The sequence below is a fragment of the Herbaspirillum sp. C7C2 genome (assembly GCF_022627865.1).
Taxonomy (GTDB): domain Bacteria; phylum Pseudomonadota; class Gammaproteobacteria; order Burkholderiales; family Burkholderiaceae_D; genus Herbaspirillum; species Herbaspirillum frisingense.
Window position 1 is genome coordinate 593,466 of the sequence record NZ_JABXGI010000001.1, and the last position, 19,043, is coordinate 612,508.

Annotated in this window: 20 protein-coding genes; 11 read left to right on the plus strand and 9 right to left on the minus strand. The window is 65.5% G+C overall.

The genetic code is table 11. From position 1 onward, the window contains the following. Nucleotides 1-196: 196 nt before the first annotated feature. From HWE04_RS02740 to HWE04_RS02785, 10 genes are all read left to right on the plus strand, one after another. Nucleotides 197-1,069, plus strand: a complete 873-nt coding sequence (locus HWE04_RS02740) for a SphA family protein (protein ID WP_241811539.1) — start codon at nucleotides 197-199, stop codon at nucleotides 1,067-1,069. 53 nt (nucleotides 1,070-1,122) lie between these two features. Continuing rightward, a complete protein-coding gene (locus HWE04_RS02745; protein ID WP_077236670.1) occupies nucleotides 1,123-2,283 on the plus strand; it encodes an alpha/beta hydrolase family protein in 1,161 nt (386 codons plus the stop codon). 49 nt (nucleotides 2,284-2,332) lie between these two features. Beyond that, the gene (locus HWE04_RS02750) at nucleotides 2,333-3,259 is read left to right on the plus strand and encodes a VOC family protein (protein ID WP_241811417.1); all 927 of its coding nucleotides are present in this window, start codon (nucleotides 2,333-2,335) and stop codon (nucleotides 3,257-3,259) included. A 20-nt stretch (nucleotides 3,260-3,279) separates the two neighbouring features. Then, a complete protein-coding gene (locus tag HWE04_RS02755; protein WP_006713107.1) occupies nucleotides 3,280-3,618 on the plus strand; it encodes a Rieske (2Fe-2S) protein in 339 nt (112 codons plus the stop codon). Nucleotides 3,619-3,647: 29 nt separating this feature from the next. Next, nucleotides 3,648-4,778, plus strand: coding sequence for an FAD-dependent oxidoreductase (locus HWE04_RS02760; protein ID WP_241811418.1), 1,131 nt, complete (start codon nucleotides 3,648-3,650; stop codon nucleotides 4,776-4,778). A 71-nt stretch (nucleotides 4,779-4,849) separates the two neighbouring features. Then, nucleotides 4,850-6,004 carry an MFS transporter gene (locus HWE04_RS02765; protein WP_241811419.1) on the plus strand — a complete coding sequence of 385 codons (1,155 nt, stop codon included), beginning with the start codon at nucleotides 4,850-4,852 and terminating at the stop codon, nucleotides 6,002-6,004. Beyond that, nucleotides 6,001-6,816, plus strand: coding sequence for a cyclase family protein (locus HWE04_RS02770; RefSeq protein WP_241811420.1), 816 nt, complete (start codon nucleotides 6,001-6,003; stop codon nucleotides 6,814-6,816). Before HWE04_RS02765 ends, HWE04_RS02770 begins: the two co-directional genes overlap by 4 nt. Nucleotides 6,817-6,826: 10 nt before the next feature. Then, complete coding sequence (locus HWE04_RS02775; RefSeq protein WP_234295601.1) at nucleotides 6,827-7,414, plus strand: cupin domain-containing protein; 588 nt, start codon at nucleotides 6,827-6,829, stop codon at nucleotides 7,412-7,414. Next, nucleotides 7,411-8,394, plus strand: coding sequence for a fumarylacetoacetate hydrolase family protein (locus HWE04_RS02780; protein WP_241811421.1), 984 nt, complete (start codon nucleotides 7,411-7,413; stop codon nucleotides 8,392-8,394). Before HWE04_RS02775 ends, HWE04_RS02780 begins: the two co-directional genes overlap by 4 nt. Further along, entirely contained in the window at nucleotides 8,391-9,356 is a 966-nt protein-coding gene (locus HWE04_RS02785) for an NAD-dependent epimerase/dehydratase family protein (RefSeq protein ID WP_241811422.1), read from the plus strand. Before HWE04_RS02780 ends, HWE04_RS02785 begins: the two co-directional genes overlap by 4 nt. A gap of 26 nt (nucleotides 9,357-9,382) precedes the next feature. Here HWE04_RS02785 and HWE04_RS02790 read toward each other — a convergent pair whose 3' ends face one another. From HWE04_RS02790 to map, 5 genes are all read right to left on the minus strand, one after another. After that, nucleotides 9,383-10,939, minus strand: a complete 1,557-nt coding sequence (locus tag HWE04_RS02790; RefSeq protein ID WP_241811423.1) for an EAL domain-containing protein — start codon at nucleotides 10,937-10,939, stop codon at nucleotides 9,383-9,385. A gap of 238 nt (nucleotides 10,940-11,177) precedes the next feature. Next, a complete protein-coding gene (locus HWE04_RS02795) occupies nucleotides 11,178-11,885 on the minus strand; it encodes an anti-sigma factor (protein ID WP_077236660.1) in 708 nt (235 codons plus the stop codon). Further along, the gene (locus HWE04_RS02800; RefSeq protein WP_241811424.1) at nucleotides 11,882-12,439 is read right to left on the minus strand and encodes a sigma-70 family RNA polymerase sigma factor; all 558 of its coding nucleotides are present in this window, start codon (nucleotides 12,437-12,439) and stop codon (nucleotides 11,882-11,884) included. Before HWE04_RS02800 ends, HWE04_RS02795 begins: the two co-directional genes overlap by 4 nt. An 80-nt stretch (nucleotides 12,440-12,519) precedes the next feature. Continuing rightward, nucleotides 12,520-12,996, minus strand: coding sequence for a DUF3455 domain-containing protein (locus tag HWE04_RS02805; RefSeq protein ID WP_233207608.1), 477 nt, complete (start codon nucleotides 12,994-12,996; stop codon nucleotides 12,520-12,522). Between the two features lie 267 nt (nucleotides 12,997-13,263). Further along, nucleotides 13,264-14,061: a type I methionyl aminopeptidase gene (map, locus tag HWE04_RS02810; RefSeq protein ID WP_006713089.1), complete on the minus strand. Its 798-nt coding sequence runs from the start codon at nucleotides 14,059-14,061 to the stop codon at nucleotides 13,264-13,266. A 255-nt stretch (nucleotides 14,062-14,316) separates the two neighbouring features. Between map and HWE04_RS02815 the strand changes: the two genes are divergently transcribed. After that, nucleotides 14,317-15,228 (plus strand): LysR family transcriptional regulator, encoded by a 912-nt coding sequence (locus HWE04_RS02815; RefSeq protein WP_006713087.1) that lies wholly within the window; start codon nucleotides 14,317-14,319, stop codon nucleotides 15,226-15,228. A 59-nt stretch (nucleotides 15,229-15,287) separates the two neighbouring features. Here HWE04_RS02815 and HWE04_RS02820 read toward each other — a convergent pair whose 3' ends face one another. The 4 genes from HWE04_RS02820 to HWE04_RS02835 all read right to left on the minus strand — a co-directional run bounded on the left by HWE04_RS02820 (nucleotide 15,288) and on the right by HWE04_RS02835 (nucleotide 19,041). Further along, nucleotides 15,288-15,641: a VOC family protein gene (locus HWE04_RS02820; protein WP_006713084.1), complete on the minus strand. Its 354-nt coding sequence runs from the start codon at nucleotides 15,639-15,641 to the stop codon at nucleotides 15,288-15,290. Between the two features lie 120 nt (nucleotides 15,642-15,761). After that, nucleotides 15,762-16,940: an MFS transporter gene (locus HWE04_RS02825; RefSeq protein ID WP_241811425.1), complete on the minus strand. Its 1,179-nt coding sequence runs from the start codon at nucleotides 16,938-16,940 to the stop codon at nucleotides 15,762-15,764. A 217-nt stretch (nucleotides 16,941-17,157) separates the two neighbouring features. Further along, entirely contained in the window at nucleotides 17,158-18,306 is a 1,149-nt protein-coding gene (gene dgoD, locus HWE04_RS02830) for a galactonate dehydratase (RefSeq protein WP_077236655.1), read from the minus strand. A 96-nt stretch (nucleotides 18,307-18,402) separates the two neighbouring features. Then, entirely contained in the window at nucleotides 18,403-19,041 is a 639-nt protein-coding gene (locus HWE04_RS02835; RefSeq protein ID WP_234295610.1) for a 2-dehydro-3-deoxy-6-phosphogalactonate aldolase, read from the minus strand. Nucleotides 19,042-19,043: the final 2 nt, after the last annotated feature.

The window sequence follows — 19,043 nt, forward strand, 5'->3', positions numbered from 1 at the left end:
CTGCACGGCCCCCGCAGATCGAAGAAAGGGCCGGCACGGCAAGCCGGCGGCGCCCTCTGCGCGCCGCTTTTGGCCTGGCCCCGAAAAGACGCCGCGATGGCGAGACAACAAGCCAGGCAGGGTAGGAGACAAGGAGACAGAAGTGAAGAGAGGATACGTACCAGTCCAGCGGCTGGCCACATGCGCCGTCCTGGGCATGCTGGGCACGGCGGCCATGCAGTCCGCACAAGCGTTTGAAGGTGGCATCTCGCCATTCCCCACCGGGTCCACCAGTGAATACATCGCCGCGCTGCCACCCATCCCGGGCCTGTTTGCGGTGGAGCAATTCAATTACAGCAGTGCCGACGGTCTGTACGACAACAAGGGCAACAAGCTGCCCATCCCCTTCAAGTCCCAAGCCTTCTCGGCCACCACGCGTCTGCTGGCCTCCTATGGCGTGGAATGGCTCGGCGCCAAGGTGTATTCGCAGCTGGTGCTGCCGGTGGTGTCGCTGCATACCGAAGTGGCCGGCCACGGCGAGAACCACAATGGCCTGTCCAACGTCACCGTCACGCCGCTGCTGCTGCGCTGGGATGTGGCGGCCCACACCAATGTCACGTTCGGGTTCGACTTCGCACTCAAGACCGGCTCCTACAATCCCGCCCGCCCCAGCGTGGCAGTGGGCTATACCTCGTACCAGCCGGTGCTGGCGATACGCCACAACGATCCCGATGGACTGGACCTGGGCATCTCCAACCGCCTGCTCTTCAATGACAAGAACAGCGATACCAATTACCGCTCCGGCACCGCCTACGTGGCCGATTTCATCGGCGGCTGGAACTTCGGGAAGTGGAAGGTCGGCGTGACCGGTTCCTACCTGAACCAGTTCACCGACGACCGCCAGAACGGCAGCGACATCCCTGGCAATCGCATGCGCAGCTTCGCCATGGGCCCGACCGTCGCCTATAACGCCGGTCCCTTCAGCATCAACATGAATGTCCAGCGCGGTCTGTACGCCGCCAACACGGCCAAGAGCGATGCCATCTGGATCAACTTCGCCATGCCGTTGTGGCTGGGCGGCCCGCACTGAGGACCTGGGTCCGGCCCACCCCAAGCATCACTCATCATCAAAGGAGTTTCACCATGTTCCGTTACTTCCCGACGAATTATGTCTGGAATCTTTCCGTCGACCTTGCCATCGAGATGGGGGCGCGCATCGGCGAGATCGAAGCCATGTGCGCACCTCTGCAGGAGGCGGCCAAGCAGCCTGACGCCGAAGGCACGGCCGCCTTCCGCGCCACCTGGGCGGACATGGCAGAAAAGCTGTGCAGCCTGGCCGCCGAGGACGAAGTGCGCGGCCGGCTGCTCTCGGCCGGCGCCAAGTACAAGCGCGCCGCCAGCTATCTGCTGACCTGCGAACGCCTGCAGGGTCACGGCGCGCCGGGCCGGTTGGCACTGTACCGGCGTTTCCTCGAAGTGTTCCAGCGCGGCATCGCCCTGGCCGGCGACAACTGCCAGCGCGTCGAGATCCCCTATGAAGGCCAGGTGATCTCGGGCCTCTATACCCGTGCCATCGGTGTGCAGGGACCGGCACCGGTGCTGGTCCAGCTCAACGGCCTGGATTCGACCAAGGAAATGAAATACCTGGTCGGCCTGCCCGGCTGGCTGGCCGAGCGCGGCGTGTCCTCTTTGGTGATCGACCAGCCCGGCACCGGCGAAGCCCTGCGCCTGCACGGCATGACCGCACGCTTCGATGCCGAGCACTGGGCGGCTCACGTGGTGGACTGGCTGGAGCAGCGCGATGACGTGGACCCCAAACGCATCGGTTGCGAAGGCGTTTCGCTGGGCGGCTACTACTGCCCGCGCGTGGTGGCCATGGAGCCGCGCTTTGCCTGCGGCGTGGTGTGGGGCGCCAATCACGACTGGCGCGACGTGCAGAAGCGTCGCCTGGAAAAGGAAGGCGATTTCCCCGTGCCGCATTACTGGCAGCACGTGTGCTGGGTGTGGGGCGCCAAGGACGTCGACGACTTCATGCGCATCGCCGAAGACGTGCACCTGGATGGCGTGGTCGAAAAGATCCGTGTGCCCTTCCTGGTCACCCACGGCGAAAAGGACAGCCAGATTCCGCTCAAGTGGGCGCATCGCACCTACGAACAACTGGTCAACAGCCCCAAGCGCGAATTGAAGATCTTCACCGACCGCGAAGGCGGGGTGCAGCACGCCAGTTTCGATAACTCCATCAATGCCGGCCATGTCATTGCCGACTGGGTGGCCGAGACCCTGGGTGGTCGCACCCGGGGCTGAGGCAGAACGATCACCGATGACACACAGACTGAATCACAAGGAAATCCGCATGAACATCATTGGACCCGATGCCCTGGTCTTTGGCGTGGACGATCTGCCCGCCTGCCGCCAGTACCTGCTCGACTATGGCCTGAGCGACGCCGGCGGTGACCGTTTCGAAGCCCTGGATGGCACCGCCATCGTGCTGCGTGCCCGCGACGACGCTACCCTCCCACCGGCCATGGGCACCGCCAGCCTGTTGCGCGAAACCGTCTACGGGGTGGCCGATGCCGCCTCCCTGGACGCCATCGAAACCGAATTGCGCCGCGACCGCGAAGTCAGTCGTCGTGACGGCGTGGTGCGCAGCGTGGACGACATGGGCTTTGCGCTGGCCTTCCAGCTGACCGTACGCCGCTCCCTGGTCATGCCGGCCGAACGCGTCAACGGGCCCGGCGACCCGCAGCGCCCGCCCAATCAGCTGGGCCTGCCGCCGGAACTGCCGGCCCTGCCGCGTACGCTCTCGCACGTGGTGTATTTCGTCCCTGATGCGGCCCGGGCCGAGGCCTTCTACCAGCGGCTGGGCTTCGTCTGCACCGACCGCTTCACCGGCGTGGGACCCTTCCTGCGCCCGGCCGGCACGCAGGACCACCATACCCTCTTCATGATCCAGACCCCGCCCTTCATGAAAGGCTGCGAACACTTCACCTTCCACATGGGCGGCCCGACCGAAGTGCTGCTGGCAGGCACCCGCTTTGTCGAAAAGGGTTACCAGAGCTTCTGGGGGCCTGGCCGCCATCGTTTCGGCAGCAACTGGTTCTGGTACTTCAATTCGCCGCTGGGCTGCCACGTCGAATACGACGCCGACATGGACCTGCATGATGAGGCCTGGGCCGCCCGCGAAGTGCCGATGGGCGCGGATGCCTCGCAACTGTTCCTGTTCCAGTATCGCGAGAAATGGGCACCCAGCGGTCCGCCGCCGCCGGGCGCCGCACACTGACCCCACCGGGAGAGACGGCCATGTACCTGTGTCACGTCACGCAATTGCCCGAGGACGGCGCCCGCGGTTTCGATACCGACGGGGCGGGGCAGGCCACCATCTTCCTGCTGCGCCGGGGCGAGCAGGTGCGCGCCTGGCGCGACCGCTGTCCGCATCACGGCACACCGCTGCCGTGGCGGCGCGATGCCTATCTCGACGCCAGCGGGCAGCACGTAGTCTGTGCCGCCCATGGCGCACTGTTCGATCCACTCACCGGACTGTGCACGCTCGGTCCCTGCCTGGGCGACACGCTCACACCGGTCGCGCTGCGTATCGATGACGACGGTGGTCTGCACCTGGCCAGCGACGATCACGTTTAACTCATCAAGAAAAAGATTCAGGAGACACCATGACACTCGCAGCCCAACGCATCCTCATCATCGGCGGCGGCTTTTCCGGCATGTCCGCCGCCATCGATCTGTGCCGCCGTGGCGCCCAGGTCGATCTGGTGGAGCTCGATGCCCAGTGGCGCAACTATGGCGCCGGCATCAGTCTGGGCCCCGCCACCCTGCGTGCACTCAAGCAACTGGGCGTACTGGAGGCCTTCCTGCGCGAAGGCGCGGCCGGTGATGGCGTGCGCCTGTGCCTGCCGCACGGCCCGCAGATCGCCGAGCTGCCCACGCCGCGCCTGGCAGCACCCGATGTACCGGGTGGCGGTGCCATCCTGCGCCCGGTACTGGCGCGCATCCTGGCCGATGCCACCCGCGCGGCGGGTGCCGATGTCCGCCTGGGTTGCACCTTCACCGCCCTGCGTGAGCAGGGCGACCAGGTCGAGGTGGAATTCACCGATGGCCAGACCCGCCGCTACGACCTGGTGATCGGCGCCGATGGCCTGTACTCCAAACTGCGCGCCCAGCTCTTTCCCGACGCGCCCAAGCCGCGCTACAGCGGCCAGGCCGTGTGGCGCGCCATCCTGCCGCGCCCGGCCGAGATCCATACCTGCACCATGTGGATGGGCCCGCGTATCAAGCCCGGCGTCAATCCGGTCTCCCGGGACGAGATGTACCTCTTCGTGACCGAGCCACGTCCGGTCAACGACCACATCGATCCATCCACCTTCGTGGCGCGCCTGCGCGGCTTGCTGGAAGACTTCAGCGCCCCGGCGCTCAAGACCATCCGCGACCAGCTCGATGACCGCGCCCGCATCATCTTCCGTCCGCTGGAAGGCCTGCTGCTGCCGCGTCCCTGGTATCAGGGACGCGTGGTGCTGATCGGCGATGCCGTACATGCCACCACGCCGCACCTGGCCTCGGGCGCCTGCATCGGCATCGAGGATGCCCTGGTGCTGGCCGACGAACTGGCACGCAACGTCAGCGTGCCGCTGGCCTTGTCGGCCTTCGAAGAACGTCGCTGGGAGCGTTGCCGCATGGTGGTGGAGAACTCGGCACGGCTGGGCGAGATCGAGGTGGAGGGCGGCGACAAGGACGAGCACTCCCGCATCATGCGCGAATCACACGCGGCACTGGTGCAACCCATCTGACTGCCACCATCACCATAAAAAATAGAAACCATGAACGGCTTTGCAATCTGCGTATGACGCGAGGAGACAAGATGATCACGACCTATTCCAAGCGCGCCCTGGCTGCGCTGATGCTGGCGCACTGCGCCGGCATGATCGACCTGGTTGCCTTGCCGGTCTGGGTCGGCACGCTGGTGGCGCACTACCACTTCGATCCCCGCCAGGCCGGCCTGCTGGCCTCGTTGTTCCTGGGTGGCGCCGTGTTGGCCAGCGCCTGGCTGGCACCGCGCTTCGATCCGGATACCGCGCGCTGGAAGGCGGCCATCGGCTTCGCGCTCTCGGCGCTGCTGTTCACCGTGGCTGCTCAGACCCAGCACTACCTGCTGCTGGCCTTGCTGCATGCGGTGTGCGGCGTCACGACCGGGCTATCCCTGAGTGTCACGCATGGCACCCTCGCGCGCGGCAGCAATCCGCATCGCGGCTTTGCGCTGGTGGGTATCGCGCTGGGCGTGTTCGCCATCGTGTTCCTGGGCAGTGCGCCGCCGATCATCGCCAGCCTGGGTGGTCCTGCGCTGTTCTATCTCTTCGCCGGCGTGATGGCCGTGGGCGCGCTGGCCTGTGCCCTGGCTTTTCCGCGTGCCGAGACGGACGGCACGGCGCGCGTCGCCGCTCCCCGGCAGCCGGTGCCACGTCAGGTCTGGTTTGGTATCGCCGGCATCGCCTGCATGGGTCTGGTGCAATCCATGACCTTCAGTTTCCTGGAACGTGTCGGCAGTGATCGTGGCTTCGGCCTGCAGGCGGTGACCGGCGTACTCATCGCGCTGGGCTTCGTCAATCTCTTGCCGGCACCGCTGGCGGCCTTGCTGGAAAAACGCCTGCCCGCCCGCAGCGTGCTGATGGCCGGCCCACTGGTCCAGGCGCTGCTGGTGGTGGTGATCATGTCGTCGGCGCACTTCCTGCCCTATGCCGCTGCCGCCTCGGTATTTGCCGCCGTGATGATCTTTACCCACACCTTCGCCTTCGGCCTCATGGCCCGGCTGGACCGCAGTGGCCGCGCCATGGCCGCCACCCCCGCCATGCTGATGACGGGCGCGGCCATTGGCCCCATCCTCGGCGGCACGCTGGTGCAGGGCTGGAGCTACGCCAGCCTGGGCCCGGTGGCCGTGGTGCTGGGCGTGGCTGCATCGTTCTGTTTCTCGCGGCTGCCGCGCGCAGCCGCCATCCAACCCCAGGAGGCCCTGGCATGACCGCATCCCTGCAGACGCGTCGCCGACATCGTTTCGTCGACCTGTCCATCTACCTCGAAAACGACGTGCTCTCCGATCCACCGCCGCTGGCGCCCAAGATCACCTACCAGAAGCATGCCGACACCTTGCCCGAATTCATGGCCATGCTGCCCGGCACCCGGCCCGAGGATTATCCCGATGGCGAGGCGGCAGCGGCCGAATGGGTCACCCTGACCACCCACAACGGCACCCACCTGGATGCACCCTGGCACTTCCATTCCACCCAGGATGCCAAGAATGGCGGTGCACGTCCTTCGATCACCATCGATGAAGTGCCGCTGGAATGGTGTTTCCAGCCGGGTGTGAAGCTGGACTTTCGCCACTTCCCGGATGGCTACGTCGCCAGCGCCGCCGACGTCGAAGCCGAACTCAAGCGCATCGGTCATGTGCTGCAGCCGCTGGACATCGTGGTGGTCAACACCCGCGCCGGATCGCGCTATGGTCATCGCGACTATCTCGGCGCCGGTTGCGGCATGGGCTATGAAGCCACCATGTACCTGCTCGAACGTGGCGTGCGCCTGACCGGCACCGATGCCTGGAGCTGGGATGCACCGTTTTCCTACACCGCCCAGCGGGTGGCCGAGACCGGCGACAAGTCCCTGATCTGGGAAGGCCACAAGGCCGGTCGCGACATCGGCTACTGCCATCTGGAAAAGTTGCACAACCTGGAAGCCCTGCCACCACACGGTTTCACCATCAGCTGCTTCCCGCACAAGATCCGGGGCGCCAGCGCCGGCTGGACACGGGCGGTGGCGATCTTTGACGCTTCCTGAAGGAACCCGGATGAATTTTCCTCCCATCTACCGCGTGGTCACCGGCCACGATGCGCAAGGCCATTCCATCGTCAGCAGCGAGGGTCCGCTACCGACGGTGGTGGAAGTGGCCGCCATTCCCGGCACGCTGTTCCATGAAGTCTGGAGCACCGGCGCCACGCCCGTGTCCGTGGACAACGGCCCTGATCCCACCCTGGGCGCTCTGGTGCTCTCGCCCCCGGCGCATGGCACGCGCATGCGCTTCGTCGATATTCCTCCCGACACCGAAGAATTCCTGGCCAGCGCCAGCAGCAGGATGCACGACGCCTTCAGCCAGATCGGCGAAGCCGCTGCCTCCACCGTGCAGGCCGACTCCCCCCATCCATTGATGCACCGGACCGAATCGGTGGACTATGGCATCGTCATCGAAGGAGAGATGACGCTGGTGCTGGAGCGTGGCGAAGTCGACCTCAAGCCCGGCAGCGTGGTCGTGCAGCGTGGCACCAACCATGCCTGGGCCAATCGCTCGGGCAAGCCTTGCCGCATGCTCTTCATTCTGGTGGATGGCCGCTATGACCCGGCCATCGCCGCGCAACTCGGTCGGGGGGATAAGCCATGAAGTTTGCCACCCTGCATGACGGCAGCGCCGACGGCACCCTGGTCCTGGTGGCGCGGGATGGGCGCAGAGCCCTGCCGGTGCCGCAGATCGCTGCCACCCTGATCGATGCCATGGCGCGCTGGGAAGACGTGCGTGCGCCCCTGGAAGCGTGTTACCGGGCCCTCAACGAAGGTCAGGTGGAAGGGGCCATCGCCTTCGACCCCCGGCAGTGCATGGCGCCACTGCCGCGCGCGCCGCAATGGCTGGATGCCTCGGCCTTCCTCAACCACGGCAGGCTGATGGAAGAAGCCTTCAAGACGCCCCCGATCCCGCATTTCGATACGGTGCCGGTGATGTACCAGGGCGCCAGTGATGACTTCCTTGGCCCGCATCAGGATGTACCCCTGTGTTCGGAATCCGACGGCATCGATTTCGAAGGCGAGTTCGGTGTGGTGGTCGGTCCGGTGGCCATGGGCGCCAGCCCGCAACAGGCGCAGCAGGCCGTGCGCCTGGTACTGCAGCTCAACGACTGGAGCCTGCGCGCGCTGGGCCCGCATGAGATGAAGACCGGCTTCGGCTTCCTGCAGGCCAAGCCTTCCACCGCCTTCGCACCCATCGCGGTCACCCCCGACGAACTGGGTGAGGCATGGCGCGACGGCAGGGTGCAGATGCATCTGCAGGTGCAATGGAATGGCGTGGACTTCGGCGAGCCACATGGCGGCGAGATGAATTTCTCCTTCGGCGAGCTGATCGCGCATGCCGCGCACAGTCGTCGCCTCACCGCTGGCTGCATCATCGGTTCGGGTACTGTCTCCAATGTGGCGCGCGCCGCTGGCTCCGCCTGCATCGCCGAGCGCCGCGTGATCGAAAAGATCGACCTGGGCGAGATCCGCACCGGTTTCATGCGCTTCGGTGACGAGGTACGCATGCAGGCCCGCTACGCCGACGGCCGTGAAGGTCCCTTCGGCATCCTGCAGCAGCGCGTGGTGCAGGCGCCATGAAGGTATTGGTCACCGGTGCCGGCGGTTTCATCGGCGCGACCCTGATGCAACTGCTGCAGCAGGTGGGGCAGATCGGGGCGCAGCGCATCACGCAGCTGGCCGCCATGGATCGGCACTTGCCGCCCACGTCGGCTGACATCGTGCGCATCGAAGGCGAGCTGCAGGATGCTGCGGTGCTGGAGCGCATCTCCCGTTTCGGCGCCGATCTCTGCTTTCACCTGGCCGCTGTGCCCGGCGGGGCGGCCGAGGCGGATCCCGCATTGAGCCGTCGCGTCAACCTGGAGGCCACCCTCGACCTGTTTGAGGTGCTGGCGACCAGGCCGGCAGCGGGCGCTGCGCCGGTGGTGGTGTATGCCAGCACCATCGCCGTCTATGGCACACCCTTGCCCGACCCGGTCACCCCGTCCACGCCCGCGCAGCCGGCACTGGTCTATGGCGCCCACAAGCGCGCCTGCGAAATCCTGCTGGCCGATGCCACGCGTCGCGGCCAGCTCGATGGTCGTTCCTTGCGGCTGCCGGGTATCGTGGCACGCCCCCGCGCCGCCTCCGGACTGGTCTCGGCCTTCATGAGCGAACTGCTGCATGCACTGGCTGCCGGCGCCCCGGTGACGCTGCCGGTCGGCCCGCAGGCTACCGCCTGGTGGATGTCGGCGCAGTGTTGCGCCGGGAATCTGCTGCATGCCGCCACCATGGATCCGACGCTGGATACCGAAGGTCATCGCGAACGCTGCTGGGCCTTGCCGGTGCTGCGGCTCTCCATGGGCGAACTGGTGGACACGCTGTCGACGCTGTATGGCGTGGACGGCCATGCGCTGGTGCGCTATGCACCGCAGGAAGGGGTGGAAGCGATCTTCGGCAGATATCCCGTGCTCGATGACTGTCGCGCACGGCAACTGGGATTGAAGGATGATGGCGACGCCAGAACACTGGTCAGGCGGGCTCTGGCGCCCTATGCCCTATAGCCCGCCGTGGTGAGCGCCGCGGGCGGTCAGGCCGCCAGTCCCAGTTCGTTGGCGGCTTCCGGCGGGCGCTGCTGCAGCAATTCATCCAGTTCCAGCGCCTTGCTGAACAACCAGCCCTGGGCGTGGATGTCGGGGGCGATGCCGCGAATGAGCTGCAGTTGCTCGTCGGTCTCGATGCCTTCGATGACCACCTGCAGATCCAGTTCGCCGGCCAGGCGCAGCAGGTTGGGCACCACCGAACGCAGCGGCGAACCGGTACTCAGCGCACTGGTGAACAGCCGGTCGATCTTGATGCCGTCGAAGCGGGCGTAGGAAAGGTGCGAGAGATTGGCGCTGCCCGTGCCGAAGTCGTCGATCCAGATCGCAAAGCCGGCCCGCCTCAGCAATTCGATATTGTGGGTGAAGGCATCGGAGCGGATGTCGGCGCGCTCGGTCACCTCCAGGTGCAATTGCCGGCGCAGGGCCGCTTGGTTGGCGGTGAGGTCCAGTGCGAAGCGGATGAAGTTGGCGTCTTCGATGTCGGCAACTTCGGTATTGATCGCCAGGATGAGATCGGGATTGGCCAGCAGCAGCTCCTGCATCTCGCGCAATGCGCGCGCGAGGACGACCTTGGCCAGGGCCGTGCAGAGCCGATTCTGCACCGCCAGCGGCACGAAGATATCGGGGCCGATTTCTGGCTCATCGGCCGGGCGCCAGCGGGCAAGCGCTTCATAGCCCTTCAGGCTCAGATCGTTGATGCAGACGATGGGCTGGTACAACAGCACGATTTCATCGTTGGCAATGCCATGCCGCAGCCGGTCCAGCACCCCCTGGTGGCGCCGGCTGCGCAGGTGGAGCAGGCAGGCCAGGGCGCCGGCGACGAAGCTGCCGGCCAGCAGCGCAATGAGTCCTCGCGGATAGAGTACCGGGTACCAGTGCAGGCGCGCCGATGCCTGTGCGCACAGTGCCAGATCGGCATTGCAGTGGGTCACGTCGATCCCCGGCAGCAGCCCGATGGCACCGTCCGGGTTGTAGCGCATGCCTTCGCGCTCAACCAGCACGTGCGTGCCGTCTGCGTTGGTGATGCGCAGCGAGACATCCTGATAGAAGCGATTGAGATCGAAGGTGGTCGGTGCGGTAAGGGCCAGGCTGCGCTGCAGGCCGACCACGTTGCTGGGGGCGTGAGTGTGCACGATGGCCTGCCCCAGCCAGATCTTGAAGCCGCGGCCGGCCTGGTAAAGCGGCTCCGGCAGCACAAACGGCTCAGCCAGCTGGCCCCATAGCGCGGTACAGCGCACCATACCCTGGTCGATGCGTCCGAGATCGGCCACATAGCTGTTGGCGTAGGCGATATTGCGCAGTACCGCCAGGTCGTCGTCCGAGCAATGCTGGAACGGGCTGGCCTCGGCCCGACGCAGCGCATCCCCCGTGGCGCGTGCCGCATCTTCGGCGCGCTGCAGGGCCTGCAGCGACGAGGCGTCGATGTGGCGCAGCTCCGAAACGGTCAGCGCAAGCTGTGCCAGGACCAGCCCGATGAGCATGCCAAGACAGGCCCAGAGCAGGATTTTCCATGCCGACACGCGACGGAAGACTTTGCGATTCATTGATTAAAAAATAACTATCCCTGGCGCAAGCTTAATTTAAATCCGTTATGACTTATTTGGTTTTTTTCGCAGGCTGTTGTTTTGAATCGGATTTCACTTCGATTTCCCGGCCGGCGATAGGAACCCGGCCCCCTGCTGATGCGTATCGGACTCAATTCTCGCCATTCCTCCCCATTTCCCCGTCATTGCCCCGTCACTCCTCCGTGATTCCCTCTTTTTGTGACGTCCGCGGTGTGGTTCAGGACGTGACCTTCACGGCGCGTCCGATATAGAGGATGGGGCCGGTCGGTCGTCCGGTGGGCGAGCCGGTGCCGGGTTCCAGGGTGATTTCGAAAAGTTGATCGGCCTGCAGCGGGGGCAGTTTCTCCAGCGCCACCTGCTGCGTCCTGCCGGGCTGGACCAGTCCCAGCGATACCGGTGCGCTCCAGTTGGCGCCTTTGGTCCAGAACTGCAGGGCCTTTTCCTGCGGGATGGTAGCCACGCCCAGAGGGATCAGATTCAGGCGCCCACTGCCGCCGGTCTGGACTACCCAGCCCGGAGCCTTGTCCTGGGGCGCGACCAGTACCACCATGAAGGATGGTGCAGGACCCGGCGGCTCGGCACGCAGTACCAGCAGCGCCAGCAAGACCGAGCAGGTCAGCGCCCCAGCGGTGCTCCAGCGCCAGAAATTGACGCTCTCCCACCATTGTCGCCAGCCGCCCTGGCGGCGCACCGGCGCCGGCATCGGCAGGCTGCGTTCGATCCGCTGCCACAGGCCCGGCGAAGGTTGTTCAGGCGGCGCCAGTGCGGTCAGTGGATGCAGTCTGGCTTCCCATGCATCGACCGCGGCGCGCAGGGCAGGCTCTTGCGGCAGGCGTCGTTCCACCGCCTGGCGCTGTGCCAGGTCCAGCGTGCCCAGCACATACTGGCCAGCCAGCCATTGCAGTTCGTCGTGTGATTCGTTCATCCGATGCACTCCCGCAGCGCGGCCAGGCCCCGCTTGATCCATGCCTTGACCGATCCCAGTGGCGCCTTGAGGCGTTCGGCGATTTCGGTGTGGGTGCAGCCATCAACATAGGCGTAGACGATGCTGGCGCGCTTGGCATCACTCAACTGCCCCAGGCAGTCTTCCAGCCGGCCGAGATCGGCCTGCCACTCGGGCGCCTGGACGGCGGGCTCATGGTAGTCGGCCAGTTCTTCCAGATCGTCGCCGGCATTGACCTCGTGCTGCAGGGCGCGCAGGCGGTTCAGCGCCGTATGGCGCACCACCGTGAAGATCCAGCCGCGCGCTGCACCCCGCGAGGGGTCGAAGCTGGCGGCGCGGGTCCAGATATTGAGGAAGGCGTCGTGCAGCACGTCCTCGGCCAGCGCCCGGTCACGTACGATACGCAGCGCCACGCCCAGCAGATAGCGCCCCTCCTGCTGGTACAGCCTCTGCAATGCCCCGCGCTCACCAGCGGCGCAGGCGAGGAGGGCGGCTTCATGGTCGAAAGCAGGGGCGAAAGCAGGGGCGTCTGTCACGCGAAAGGATCCGGGCGCTTGTTGCCCGGCCGGAACATCCGGCCGGGATGGCGTCGATTATAGCGAGGCCAGCGCCTGACTTAGTTGGCTTTCCAGAAAATATAATCGGCCTGGTAGCCCACCTTCTGCTTGGCACCGGCCTTGCTCATGTCGCAGGCCTCGGCCGGCGCCACGCCACCCCGGGTGGCGACCCGCTGGATGTAGGTGGTCTGCGTCATCGCACCCATGCCGGTGGCCGGATTGGCCTTCACCAGCTGGTACGGGATATTGCCGGTGCCGGCCGGCGCCACCGCCACCTGGGTCGCGGTCACCTTGGAGCCGTCGCTGCTCTCCCAGGTGGCCGGCGGTCCATAGTAGCGACCGACCTGCATGCCGCTACGGTCCTTCAACACCGCATCCGGGCCGACGAAGGTCCATTCGAACTGGCCGGGCATGTCCTTCTTGGGGCGGCATTCATAGAGGATTTCGCCCGCGCCCACCGTCTGCAGCACCACCTTGTTGCCGGCCGGCACCTTGACGGCGTCGGGCAGGCTGTCCTGCGAATACATGGTCGACATCGGTGCGCAGGCCGCCAGCGTGAGGCTGGCCGCGGCGGCAGCGACGGTGGCGGTCCGGCCCAGGACGGGGCGCAGGGCGGACAGGTGACGCGAGAAGGGGATGGACGGGATGGAATGTTGCATGATGGGCTCCTGTAAGTTCTTGAAATGGGTCGTACCACGATCAGCTTTTCCTGCTGACATGAGTACTACCCACCAGGCGCCCGAACGGATGCAGTCCCGCGAAAATTTATTTTTCGGGCGGCTGCAAGCCGTCCTGGATGGATCTCAGCTGCGGGTGGCAATGGCCGGGTAGCCTCCGCTGCCCTCCGGCCAGGGCGTGAGGATTTCATAGCCCTTGGCTGTGACCACCACCATGTGTTCCCACTGCGCCGACAGCGAACCGTCGGCGGTCACCACGGTCCAGCCGTCGTCCAGTTGCTGTGTATGGCGCTTGCCGGCATTCAACATCGGTTCGATGGTGAAGATCATGCCTTCCTTGAGTGGCAGGCCGGCATTGCGCTGGCCGTAGTGCAGCACTTGCGGTTCGTCGTGATAGACGGTGCCGATGCCATGGCCGCAATATTCCCGTACCACGGAAAAACCATCCCGCTGCGCCACCGTCTGGATGGCATGGCCGACATCGCCGAGCGTGGCGCCCGGGCGTACCGCGCGGATGCCCGCGCACATCGCCTCATAGGTGGTGTTGACCAGCTTGCGCGCCGTGGCATTGGGCGAACCCACGAAATACATGCGGCTGCAGTCGCCATACCAGCCGTCCTTGATCACGGCCACGTCGATGTTGATGATGTCGCCATCCTTCAGCACCTGGCCACCGGGAATGCCATGGCAGATCACTTCGTTGACGGAACTGCAGATGGTCTTGGGGAAACCGTGATAGCCCACATTGGCCGGCGTGGCCTTTTGCACGTTGACGATATGGTCGTGGCAGATGCGGTCCAGTTCATCGGTACTCACCCCGGCCCGGACGTGCTCGGCCACGATGTGCAGCACTTCGGCCGCCAGTTGCCCGGCCACGCGGGCCTGGGCGATTTCTGCGGCGCTGCGCAGCTTCACTTTTCTCATGCTTGTCTAATCTCGGTGTGCCACGCGCTGCGTGGCGGTCGTTCGGCCGTGTATTTTATCCGTCTCGTGCGCCGCCCGCCTCGGTTTGCGCGATCGTCGGGATTTTTCGACAAGTAATGGGTATTTTCGACCCCCGGCCTGGCCTCATTCACTTATGGGTAAAATCGATAGTTTGTACTTGATCCATCCATTTCACAGATAAACCAGATTCTCTCAACAGCAGATTTTCTCAACAGGATTTTCACCAGAGGCCATATGGAACTGAGGCAACTGCGCCAATTCGTGGCGCTGGCGGAAGAAAAGAGTTTTACCCGGGCCGCTTCGCGCTGCCATATCGTGCAATCGGCGCTGTCGTCTTCCATCCGCCTGCTGGAAGAGGAACTGGCCGCACCGCTGTTCGTGCGCACCACGCGCCGGGTCGAACTGACTGCGGCCGGCGAAGCCTTCCTCGACAGCGCCCGGCGCGCATTGGGTGCGCTGGAGCAGGGCGCCACCGATGTGGCCGATGTCAATGCCATGCGACGCGGCCGCCTGTCCATCGGCACGGTGCAGAGCCTGCCTTCCTTCGTCGACCTGCCGGCCGTTCTGGCACGCTTCCATCGTCGTCATCCTGCCGTGGAGGTCCGGCTGTGCCAGGGCGCGGCGGGCGAGTTGAACGAGAAGGTGGCTTCGCGCCAGCTGGACCTGGCCGTCCTGCCCATCGAAGAAAGCGGCGAAGGCCTGCAGAGCCATATCATCGCCTGCGAAGACCTGGTGCTGGCCTGCACCCCGACCCATCGCCTGGCCAAGGCGCGCTCGGTGACACTGGAACAACTGGCCGGCGAGGATTTCGTCGATTTCGAGACCGGCCTGGGTACGCGGGCCCTGGTGGATCGCGGCTTTGCCGAAGCCGGCCTGCGGCGCCGCCTGGCCTTCGAGGTCAGCGATCTGGTGACCTTGCTGGACCTGGTCGTACACGGACTGGGCGTGGCCCTGTTGCCGCGCGACGTGGTGCGCTCGCGCCGGGGCAAGCTGGCCACGGTCAACCTGCGCGGCGTGGAGCTGTGCTGGGAGCTGGTGGTCACCCACAAGGGTGCCGCCCGCAATGGCGCACCGGTGCTCGACGCAGCACCGGCGGCGTTTCTCGAATTACTGATGGAACAGGCGCGGGAGCAGGGGCGGGCGTGACTTGACCGACCTTTCCTGCCCGCACTTCGTGGTACCTGAACGCTACCGCTGCAGGGAATTTATCCGGCGCACCAGACCGCCAGCTCATAACCATCCAGGTCGCTGAAATGGAAGCGCCTGCCGCCCGGGAAGGAGAAGGTGGGGCGGGTGATGGTGGCACCGGCCGCCAGCAAGCGGTCCTGGATGGCATCCAGGTCGTCACCGTAGAGGATCACCAGCGGGCCGCCCGGGCGCACCGCTTCGCCGGTGGTGAAGCCACCCTTGAGGCGGCCGTCGCTGAATTCGGTGTAGGTCGGGCCGTAGTCGGTGAAGGTCCAGCCGAATACGCTGCCGTAGAAAGTCTTGCTGCGGGCGATGTCGGTGACGTTGAATTCGATGTTGTCGATCCTTAATGCAGCAGGGGCGGGGCTCATGGTTTGCGTCATCCTGATTCAGTGGCAATGGGTAGGCCGGTAAGGCGGGCAGCACATCGCGATGGTGCCCCGCGCCAGCCGGCAGGGACCGCCACCTTAGCATGCCGGCCGGGCAGCCCCTCAGATGAAACGCCGTACCGCCTTGCCGCCGAACAGTGCGACCACCACCATCACCAGCGATACGCCCACGAAGCTGACCCGCAAGCCCAGATGTTCGGCCACGCCACCGATGAAGACCGGCCCCAGCAGCATACCCACATAGGCGAAGCGCGCCACGGCGGCAATGCTCTCGGCGGCCGCCATGCCCGGTACCCGGGCCGCAGCCAGGAAGAAGATCGGCATCAGGTTGGCAATGCCCAGGCCCGCCAGCAGCAGCCCGGCCATGGTGGCCAGGGGTACCGGCCAGGCCGCCGCCAGGGCGATGCCGGCGGCACCGGCCGCACCGCTCCAGGCCAGGGTGCGCAGGCCGCCGATGCGGGCACGGATGCGGTCGCCGGTCAGCCGTCCGGCCGCCATGCCGGTGGAAAATGCCGCATAGCTGTAGCTGACCCAGGCTGCCGGCGACTGCGCCACGTCGCGCATGTACACCGCCGCCCAGTCATACATGCCTCCTTCGCATACCAGCGCCAGGAAGGCGATGCCACCCAGCACCAGTACCATGCGGCGCGCCCGGCCATCGGTTCCGCTTGCGCCGCCGGCCTCGTCATGCGTGGCGTCGGGCAGGGCGAAGGGGCCGATGGACAAGGCCACCGCCAGCGTGCCGGCCCCGACCAGCGCCGCATGGGCCAGCGGCGACAGCCCGGGCAGGGCACCCAGCGCCGAGCCGGCGATGCCGCCGATGCTGAACATGGCGTGCAGGGTGGACATGATGGGCCGCGTGCGCTGGCCCTCCACCAGTGCGGCCTGTACCGACATGGCCACATCGAAGGCGGCCATGGCGCTGCCGAACACCAGCAGCAGCGCCACCAGCATCCAGAACTGGGGTGCCAGCGGGATCAGCAACAGCGTGGCCGCATACAGGATGCCGACCTGGCGCAGGGCACGGGCGCTACCGACGCGCGCGATCCACTTGCCGGACTGGCCCATGGTCAGCAGCGCGCCCCCGGCCACGGCCAGCATGGCCAGCGACAGCACCGCGTCAGACAGCGCGAAACGCTCCTTCACCGAGGGAATCAGCACGCCCCAGGTGGCGAAGGTGGCGCCGTTGACGAAGAACTGCGCCATCGTGGCGCGGGTGGCGTTACGGATGCGGACGGATTCGGCAGGGGAAGTGGAGCGGGGAGAGGTGCCGGGCGTCATGAAGAACCTGCAGGAAAAATCAAAAAGCGTGACTTTGCCAGTATTTGATTCATCTGTTAAATGGAATATTTAGATCAAGTCCATCGATCAGACAGATGAATCAGCCCACCCATGCCAGCCGATGTCATCCGGTCGGCAGGTGGACGACCGAAAAAAAGCCCGGCCAGCTTGCGCTGGGACCGGGCTGAGGGACTACCGAGGAGGAGGTTTTGGCTTATTACCACTCGGCAAAGCTGCCGTCCTTGTGGCGCCAGATAGGGTTGCGCCAGCGGTGGCCGACTTCGGCGCGCTGACGGACATATTCTTCGTTGATCTCGATGCCCAGGCCCGGGCCTTGCGGGATCTTGACGTAGCCGTCTTCATAGGCGAACACGTTCTTGTCGCGGATGTAGTCCAGCAGGTCATTGCTTTCGTTGTAGTGGATGCCCAGGCTCTGTTCCTGGATGAAGGCGTTGTAGCTGCCGGCGTCCACCTGCAGGCAGGAGGCCAGGGCGATCGGGCCCAGCGGGCAGTGCAGCGCCAGCGCCACGTCGTAGGCCTCGGCCATCATGGCGATCTTGCGGGTCTCGGTGATGCCGCCGGCGTGCGAAACATCGGGCTGGATGATGTCCACGTAACCCTCGGAGAGGATGCGCTTGAAGTCCCAGCGCGAATACAGGCGTTCACCCAGGGCGATCGGGGTCGAGGTCAGGTGGGCGATTTCCTTCAGGGCCTCGTAGTTCTCCGACAGCACCGGCTCTTCGATGAACATCAGCTTGTACGGCTCCAGTTCCTTGATCAATACCTTGGCCATGGGCTTGTGTACGCGGCCGTGGAAGTCCACGCCGATGCCCACGTTGGGGCCGACCGCTTCGCGCACGGCCTGGACGTTGGCCAGGGTCAGTTCGATCTTGTCGTGGCTGTCGATGAATTGCAGTTCTTCGGTACCGTTCATCTTCACGGCGGTGAAGCCGCGTGCCACAGCGTTCTTGGCCGCCGCAGCCGTATCGGCCGGCCGGTCGCCGCCGATCCAGGAATACACGCGGATGGAGTCACGCACCGCGCCACCCAGCAACTGGTGTACCGGTACACCCAGGGCCTTGCCCTTGATATCCCACAGGGCCTGGTCGATGCCGGCCAGGGCGCTCATGTGGATGGCGCCGCCACGGTAGAAACCACCGCGATAGAGCACTGTCCAGTGGTCTTCGATATTGCGCGGGTCCTTGCCGATCAGGTAGTCGGCCAGTTCGTCCACGGCGGCCGAGACGCTATGGGCGCGACCTTCGACGATGGGCTCGCCCCAGCCGACGATGCCTTCGTCAGTCTCGATCTTGAGGAAGCACCAGCGCGGCGGCACGATGAAGGTGGTGATCTTGGTGATTTTCATTGTTCTGTCCGGTTATGCGTTTAATCTGTTCAGGTGAAAAATGATCGGTTTGCGATCGGTTGCAACGATGAATGTCCAGGGCCGGCAGGCGCGCTCTCAGCCCAGCGCCTTCCAAGCGGTGACGAAGGCGACGGCGCGCTGGCGCACTTCCTCGGCCGACAGGCCGGGGGTGTACAAGGCCGAGCCCAGGCCGAAGCCCGATGCACCGGCTGCGCGGAACACCGCCATGCCCTCGGGCGTGATGCCGCCCACCGGCAGCAGCGCGATGTCGCGCGAGATGACGGCACGCCAGGCCTTGACCACCTGGGGGCCGAGCTGTTCGGCCGGGAACATCTTGAGGACGTCGGCACCGTTGTCCAGGGCGGCAAAGGCCTCGGTCACGGTGGCCACACCCGGTGCGCTGTAGAGGCCGGCATCGCGGGCTGCGCGGATGACGGCGCCATCGCTGTGGGGCATGACGATCAGTTCGCCACCGGCATCCTTGACCTGCTGTACCTGCGCGGGCTTGAGGACCGTGCCGGCGCCGACGATGCAGTCGGCCGGCAGGCTCTTGCGCAGGGCGCTGATGCTCACCAGCGGGTCGGGCGAATTGAGCGGTACTTCGATGATGCGAAAGCCGCTGTCATAGAGGGCCGCGCCGATGGCTTCGGCCTCGGCATTACGCACGCCGCGCAGGATGGCGATCATGCCGGTGTTGCGCAGGGCGTCGTTGAATCGTTGGGTCTGGAGTTGCATGT

Excerpts from the sequence above, each read along its gene's own strand:
- HWE04_RS02750 (WP_241811417.1), top strand. The coding sequence starts at position 2,333 with ATGAACATCATTGGACCCGATGCCCTGGTCTTTGGCGTGGACGATCTG.
- HWE04_RS02825 (WP_241811425.1), bottom strand. The coding sequence starts at position 16,940 with ATGACGCCCGGCACCTCTCCCCGCTCCACTTCCCCTGCCGAATCCGTC.
- HWE04_RS02785 (WP_241811422.1), top strand. The coding sequence starts at position 8,391 with ATGAAGGTATTGGTCACCGGTGCCGGCGGTTTCATCGGCGCGACCCTG.
- HWE04_RS02760 (WP_241811418.1), top strand. The coding sequence starts at position 3,648 with ATGACACTCGCAGCCCAACGCATCCTCATCATCGGCGGCGGCTTTTCC.
- HWE04_RS02755 (WP_006713107.1), top strand. The coding sequence starts at position 3,280 with ATGTACCTGTGTCACGTCACGCAATTGCCCGAGGACGGCGCCCGCGGT.
- HWE04_RS02765 (WP_241811419.1), top strand. The coding sequence starts at position 4,850 with ATGATCACGACCTATTCCAAGCGCGCCCTGGCTGCGCTGATGCTGGCG.
- HWE04_RS02795 (WP_077236660.1), bottom strand. The coding sequence starts at position 11,885 with ATGAACGAATCACACGACGAACTGCAATGGCTGGCTGGCCAGTATGTG.
- HWE04_RS02740 (WP_241811539.1), top strand. The coding sequence starts at position 197 with ATGCTGGGCACGGCGGCCATGCAGTCCGCACAAGCGTTTGAAGGTGGC.
- HWE04_RS02770 (WP_241811420.1), top strand. The coding sequence starts at position 6,001 with ATGACCGCATCCCTGCAGACGCGTCGCCGACATCGTTTCGTCGACCTG.
- HWE04_RS02805 (WP_233207608.1), bottom strand. The coding sequence starts at position 12,996 with ATGTCGACCATGTATTCGCAGGACAGCCTGCCCGACGCCGTCAAGGTG.
- map (WP_006713089.1), bottom strand. The coding sequence starts at position 14,061 with ATGAGAAAAGTGAAGCTGCGCAGCGCCGCAGAAATCGCCCAGGCCCGC.
- HWE04_RS02815 (WP_006713087.1), top strand. The coding sequence starts at position 14,317 with ATGGAACTGAGGCAACTGCGCCAATTCGTGGCGCTGGCGGAAGAAAAG.
- HWE04_RS02835 (WP_234295610.1), bottom strand. The coding sequence starts at position 19,041 with ATGCAACTCCAGACCCAACGATTCAACGACGCCCTGCGCAACACCGGC.
- HWE04_RS02820 (WP_006713084.1), bottom strand. The coding sequence starts at position 15,641 with ATGAGCCCCGCCCCTGCTGCATTAAGGATCGACAACATCGAATTCAAC.
- HWE04_RS02775 (WP_234295601.1), top strand. The coding sequence starts at position 6,827 with ATGAATTTTCCTCCCATCTACCGCGTGGTCACCGGCCACGATGCGCAA.
- HWE04_RS02745 (WP_077236670.1), top strand. The coding sequence starts at position 1,123 with ATGTTCCGTTACTTCCCGACGAATTATGTCTGGAATCTTTCCGTCGAC.
- dgoD (WP_077236655.1), bottom strand. The coding sequence starts at position 18,306 with ATGAAAATCACCAAGATCACCACCTTCATCGTGCCGCCGCGCTGGTGC.
- HWE04_RS02790 (WP_241811423.1), bottom strand. The coding sequence starts at position 10,939 with ATGAATCGCAAAGTCTTCCGTCGCGTGTCGGCATGGAAAATCCTGCTC.
- HWE04_RS02780 (WP_241811421.1), top strand. The coding sequence starts at position 7,411 with ATGAAGTTTGCCACCCTGCATGACGGCAGCGCCGACGGCACCCTGGTC.